The sequence below is a fragment of the Aureimonas sp. Leaf324 genome, assembly GCF_001423245.1.
In the GTDB taxonomy this organism is placed as follows: Bacteria; Pseudomonadota; Alphaproteobacteria; order Rhizobiales; family Rhizobiaceae; genus Aureimonas.
Genome location: NZ_LMOH01000024.1, coordinates 1 through 5,194, shown reverse-complemented (window position 1 = coordinate 5,194; position 5,194 = coordinate 1). Strand labels below are relative to the sequence as shown.

The 5,194-nt window shown below is 62.7% G+C and carries 9 protein-coding genes; 5 read left to right on the top strand and 4 right to left on the bottom strand.

From position 1 onward, the window contains the following. Together ASF65_RS21930 and ASF65_RS21705 are read left to right on the top strand one after the other, a co-directional pair. On the top strand, nucleotides 1-365 hold a 365-nt coding region (locus ASF65_RS21930; protein WP_210166643.1), incomplete at its 5' end, for a hypothetical protein. A gap of 109 nt (nucleotides 366-474) precedes the next feature. Then, the gene (locus ASF65_RS21705) at nucleotides 475-675 is read left to right on the top strand and encodes a hypothetical protein (RefSeq protein WP_162239497.1); all 201 of its coding nucleotides are present in this window, start codon (nucleotides 475-477) and stop codon (nucleotides 673-675) included. 321 nt (nucleotides 676-996) lie between these two features. On the opposite strand, the gene ASF65_RS22115 is transcribed toward ASF65_RS21705, so the two are convergent. Then, the gene (locus tag ASF65_RS22115) at nucleotides 997-1,623 is read right to left on the bottom strand and encodes an outer membrane beta-barrel protein (RefSeq protein ID WP_244486707.1); all 627 of its coding nucleotides are present in this window, start codon (nucleotides 1,621-1,623) and stop codon (nucleotides 997-999) included. A gap of 28 nt (nucleotides 1,624-1,651) precedes the next feature. Between ASF65_RS22115 and ASF65_RS22110 the strand changes: the two genes are divergently transcribed. Next, nucleotides 1,652-2,140: a hypothetical protein gene (locus ASF65_RS22110; protein ID WP_244486705.1), complete on the top strand. Its 489-nt coding sequence runs from the start codon at nucleotides 1,652-1,654 to the stop codon at nucleotides 2,138-2,140. A gap of 75 nt (nucleotides 2,141-2,215) precedes the next feature. Here the strand turns inward: ASF65_RS22110 and ASF65_RS14050 are convergent, their stop codons facing one another. Together ASF65_RS14050 and ASF65_RS14045 are read right to left on the bottom strand one after the other, a co-directional pair. Next, nucleotides 2,216-2,629: a hypothetical protein gene (locus tag ASF65_RS14050; RefSeq protein WP_055890342.1), complete on the bottom strand. Its 414-nt coding sequence runs from the start codon at nucleotides 2,627-2,629 to the stop codon at nucleotides 2,216-2,218. Between the two features lie 214 nt (nucleotides 2,630-2,843). Then, the gene (locus ASF65_RS14045; RefSeq protein WP_055890340.1) at nucleotides 2,844-3,413 is read right to left on the bottom strand and encodes a fasciclin domain-containing protein; all 570 of its coding nucleotides are present in this window, start codon (nucleotides 3,411-3,413) and stop codon (nucleotides 2,844-2,846) included. Between the two features lie 199 nt (nucleotides 3,414-3,612). Between ASF65_RS14045 and ASF65_RS14040 the strand changes: the two genes are divergently transcribed. After that, nucleotides 3,613-3,813 (top strand): hypothetical protein, encoded by a 201-nt coding sequence (locus tag ASF65_RS14040; protein WP_055890339.1) that lies wholly within the window; start codon nucleotides 3,613-3,615, stop codon nucleotides 3,811-3,813. A gap of 527 nt (nucleotides 3,814-4,340) precedes the next feature. Here ASF65_RS14040 and ASF65_RS14030 read toward each other — a convergent pair. Continuing rightward, nucleotides 4,341-4,619 carry a hypothetical protein gene (locus ASF65_RS14030; RefSeq protein WP_055890335.1) on the bottom strand — a complete coding sequence of 93 codons (279 nt, stop codon included), beginning with the start codon at nucleotides 4,617-4,619 and terminating at the stop codon, nucleotides 4,341-4,343. A 109-nt stretch (nucleotides 4,620-4,728) separates the two neighbouring features. Between ASF65_RS14030 and ASF65_RS14025 the strand changes: the two genes are divergently transcribed. Then, nucleotides 4,729-4,986: a hypothetical protein gene (locus ASF65_RS14025; RefSeq protein WP_055890333.1), complete on the top strand. Its 258-nt coding sequence runs from the start codon at nucleotides 4,729-4,731 to the stop codon at nucleotides 4,984-4,986. Nucleotides 4,987-5,194: the final 208 nt, after the last annotated feature.

Here is a 5,194-nt window from a genome sequence, read left to right as displayed (position 1 = left end):
CGATCTCTTCCGGGCTTGGCTTCTTCCTCGGCATTCTCGGCATCCTCCAAAGGCTCAAAAGCCTACTTCAGGGAGGGCCACTTTTCAGGGGGCAGACCAGGATCAGCATCCGATTGAAACCGCTTTTCCAACTCGTTCATAAGCTTGACGACCCGTTCGCATTCTTCAATCGACATTCTGGCCATGTATTCGCCAGACAGGGGCTGAAGGTCACCGCCTTGATGGTCGATGACGTCCCAGAGGCCGCTGCCGTAGTGACGTATCGCATAACGAGCATCGGACACGGCGCTACCCTTCGTCCCGCTCGTAGAAGCGATCCGCCCGGAATAAGCGGGGCCGGACGGATCTTCGCGCCGAGCCCGTAGGAGCCGCAACTCGACGCGATGACGACAGAACGCGCTTTATTAGAGGCACTGTCAACGTAGCCAAGAAAATCAGGGTCGGGGGTGCGGTTTTATGCTATCGACGGCAATGATGGAACACACGGACGAACGCGACGTCTTACCTCGGCTGTGGTACCGTGCGGCAACAACTTCGCATCTTGAGGACAAGAGGTTGTTCCTCGAAGCTGCGAACCTCATCATGCAACTGCGCAATCTCTATGGGTTTGCGCAGGGCGTCGATGAAAAGGTCGCTTTCCAGCTTGGCATCCGCCCGAAGCTAGGTGACATCTAAATGCCGCTCTCGATCGGTTCAGAAATGCGACCCGCTCGACCACATTAGGTGGGGCCGATAATCGAGCGGATCATCGCCTCGGCCACCCAAGTTGCCGGAGCGAAGCCGCTAGCTGCCGTTCAGCCGAAGCGGAGTCGACTCCGCATCAAAGGGCAGGGTGGGGCGGCTAACGGTCAGTCCGCTTTGAGTTGATGACACGAAATAGCGGACACTCGCTTCCATTGATCGACTGATCGACGGCGCCAGTCTGAACAACTCCAGCACTACGCAAAAGCCCGCCACGGAGTACCGGGGCGGGCCTTGGAGAAGTAGACGATCTAGTCAAGGGCTGAAGACTTCTCCGGTCTCGCCCACCGCTCGATCAGTTGAAGCGGTAGGACAGCTTCGCCGTGATCGTGTGGAAGTCGAAGTCGCCGCTCGAGCGGAAGTCGGTGAACTGGCCCGGGATGACCTGAAGCGGTAGGACAGCTTCGCCGTGATCGTGTGGAAGTCGAAGTCGCCGCTCGAGCGGAAGTCGGTGAACTGGCCCGGGATGACCGCCGCGCCCGAACCGTCGAACGGGCCACCATTCAGGATGGTCGAGGAGCCGCCGTCGCCGAGGTTGGTGTAGAGGTATTCGGCGCCGAAGGAGATGTTCTGCGTTACCTTCACTTCCATGCCGCCGCCGACCGAATAGCCCCAGTCGTCCTCGTCCGAGTTGCTGACGGCCGGGAACGCGGCCGTGACGGCCGGGCTGTTGGTCGAGAAGCCGTAGTCGATCTCGCCGTAGGCGACACCGCCCGTGGCGTAGAGGAGCGCCATGTCGGTGACGAGGTAGCCGGCGCGCAGGCGGCCGGTCGCGAGATAGTCGATGCTGCGCTCGGCCGTGTAGAAGGCCGGCGTGTTCGAGAAGGCGCTGGAGCGCTGCGCGATGTCGAGGGCGTTGATGTCGACGAGGGCGCCGACCACGAAGCGGTCGACCTGGTAGTCGTAGCCGATGTGCGCGGGCGTTGATGTCGACGAGGGCGCCGACCACGAAGCGGTCGACCTGGTAGTCGTAGCCGATGTGCGCGCCGCCGATGAAGCTCGACTCGAACTCCGACGAAAAGTTGTTGCCGAAGGCGTTGGTCAGGAAGGCCGCGCCGGCGCCGCCGAAGTTCGGTACGATCGACAGGTTGTCGCCGTTGTCCGGGTTGAAGGCGCCGCCGCCCTGGATACCGAGGTAGAGGCCGGTCCAGTTGGAGACCGGGGCCATCACGGCCATCGGCGCCGCCGGCTCTTCGTAGACGACGTCGGCGGCGAGAACCGGAGTAACAAAGGCAGCAGTAGCAGCAAGGGCAAGAAAGAGACGCTTCATGACGGGCGGGATCCTGGATGGGTCCACCCTCAATGGGCGAACTGGCTTCTGTCTCTGCATCAAATCGGAACTACGCAGCCTTCCGCAAGAGAACGCAACAAGCCTATGCAACAGGTGTGGCTCCCATGACACGCGCGCATTGCTCGCGAATGGCAGCCATCAGGCAGGGTTAGCCTGCCGACAATTCGACGGCAGGCCTGGCAATTACTGCGCCTTGATGACGGTCATGACGAGCTTGTCATCGACGCGCACTGGACCATCCTCCTTGGCTCCGAGCGTGTATTCGAACTCGCCCCGCTTGGTGCCGCCGTCCTCGGAATGCACCATGAGCATCAGCATGTCTCCCGACGCCACGTCCTCGGTCAGGATCGCCGCGACGTCATTCGTGGTGCCTTGCCGGATTGGCGCGTGTCCGACGACCGGACCGGGCTTCATCGCAGCGTCGGTGCGATGGATGACGAGCCAGCCGTTCTTGGCGGCCATGACGGCCTCGGCGCTTACAATGCCGTTCGAGACGTCCTGGTCGGCGGCTTGCACGCCCTGTGTCATGGATTGAGCGAAAGCCGCAGATGCCATCAGGCAGAGCGCTCCAGCGGCAAGCATCGTGATCTTGTGCATGTCATCTCCCGTTGTCATGCGTTGAGACAACTAAAGATACGACTGGGGAGCGGATGAGCTTCCCCGTGTCACTACCTTGTGAACAGGACGGCCCAAGTGGCGGCTTCTTACCGCAGCGGCTCCGACGGGGGAAACGAAACGGACGACCCAGACACATTGGAGCCGCCGGCAGCGTGCCGACGGCTCCAAACCGTTCAACTAATTGGCGAGGGCCTTACTTCGGCATCAAAACCGTGTCGATGACGTGGACCACGCCGTTCTTCTGCATCACATCGGCCTGGGTCACAGTCGCCACATTGCCCTTCGCGTCGATCACCGTAAGCTTGTCCCCCTTCATGGCAAGCGTCAGTTCCTCACCCGCGACGGTCTTGACCATGTGCTTGCCGCCGTCATCCTTGATCATCTTCATCGCGGCCTCGGACGTCGCCTTGGCTGGGACCACGTGATAGGTCAGGATCTTGGTGAGCATTGCCTTGTTCTCGGGCTTCACTAACGTCTCCACCGTGCCCGCCGGCAGCTTCTCGAAGGCGGCGTTCGTCGGCGCGAAGACGGTGAAGGGGCCGGGGCCCGACAGCGTCTCGGCGAGGCCCGCGGCCTTCACCGCGGCGACCAGCGTCGTGAGGTTCGAAGCCTTCGAGGCGTTTTCCGGGATCGTCATCGCCGGATCCATCGGCGCACCGCCGACCATCGGCATGGTCTGAGCCATCGCTCCGGACGCGACGCCGAGCGATCCGATTGCGAGAACGGTAGCAAGGGCGCCGTTGCGGATCATGGTCTTGAGCATGTCGTCTCTCCCTGTGGGTTCGATCGAGCCGCCGTTTCGGTGACTGATGCACAAGATACGAGTGCGGATCGCGTCTAGCTTCAGCGCGGCTCGCAATTTGCAGCGCATCCATCGTTAGGCCGCCTACCAAAGAACGCCGAATGGAACGGGAAGAACCCTGATCGCTTGAATCGTTAGTTGATCTCGAGGAGGCAGACCGATGCGATCGAAGACCGCCGCGATGGGTATGATGCGCTACCTGCTCCTGGGCCTCGGCGTGGGCATCTTTATCCTGCTCGGCCTCTTCTTGCTGAACTTCCTTCAGCCGGACCAGACTGAGGAGGCGCAGCGCATTCGAGACGGACAGGCGCGCGTACAGGAGATAACGCCAGCTCCAACGCCAAGATCGTCAGCCCAATGAGCCAGGCGAGAGAAGAGGGGTCCCCGTCATGACCGTTCATGAGACCGTCTACCGCTCGTCCAACGGTGACGATTGGCTCGTGGAACGAGACACATCCGGCACCGTGATCGCTGTCGTCCATCAGGCCAACGCGTCGTCAGGTGGCGCTCGTACTCGGACAACCGTGGGCGAGTTTCTCGAGCGAGGTAGCGGCGGCCCCGAGGTTGCAGCGGTGCGGGCAGCAGTCGAAGGGTGACGAAGCAATCCGCCTGCTCAGGCCCAGCGACATTGGTCACGCTGGCCGCAGCCTCAATCACCCCTGCGCACTGCCGAGCCGCACGAGGCCTTCTGGACTGGTCGCTGAGACGCCTAGCGCTCTGTTCCGGGCTCAGCAGCACGTCCCTGCGCGACTTCGAACGAAACCGCCCCGGCCTTTCGCTCGCCGACCTCGCTGTACTGCGGGCGACGTTCGAGGGGGCCAACGTGATGATCGGCCATGCCGAGTGGTCGGACGATCGGACAGGGATGGGCGTCTGGCTGATGCCTGGCTAGGAAGTCGCCGGCCGGACGATGAGCCCCGTCATCCACTCGCCGGAGTGGTCGGCGCTGACCTGGTACGGAGGCAGACCCTCGGCTTCGCACAAACGTGCTGCCCGGTCCTCAGCTTCGCTCGCCTCCGCATACACCTCGACGGTCGGGGCCGAGCCCTTGATCGGCGGGATGTAGACCAGCGCGTGCCTGTCGCCGACCGCCTGTACGACAACGACGTCGACGCACGGGGGCACAGCCGGGTCGGCGTCGTACTCGGTTCGTTGCAGCATGATCATCGTCGCCGATCCATCAGTCCAGAACTCGGCGGTGCCCTACCGTCATGCATAGGGTCGGGGCAAGGCGCGGAGCGGTAGAGTGCCGTTTTGTTTCATCCCGGACCGTCTCATGCTGATGCCCGCCCGCAGGCTCGTCATCCGTCGCATCATCCAGATCGCGGTACTCGCTTTGGTGATCGGCGCGATCGCCATCTACGCCTATCGCTGGTTCATGCCGGACAGCGCGGCCGATCTCGCGCGAACCGGGCATTGTGAGCAGTACCGGCAGGCGGACCGGCGCCTGGAAGCTGGGCTGGACAGCGAGATTGCGGCCGACCCGGCCGAGATCGACATGGTCCTCGCCGAGTGCGAGCGTCAGGGTCACTGACGGTCACTGTGTTCGGACTAGAACCGAATGGGCTCGTCTCTTCCGATGAAAGCACACGCCCGCCGGCTGCCAGGGATGGCGACCAGGAGGCTGCTGAGTTCAGGCTCAAGGTGCGCGGCGACAAACAGGATGAGACTGGGCGTCAATCAGGATGAGACGGACGGCGCGGGCCGCATCGTAGGGAGGGCGTAGCCCGACCGGAGGTGTG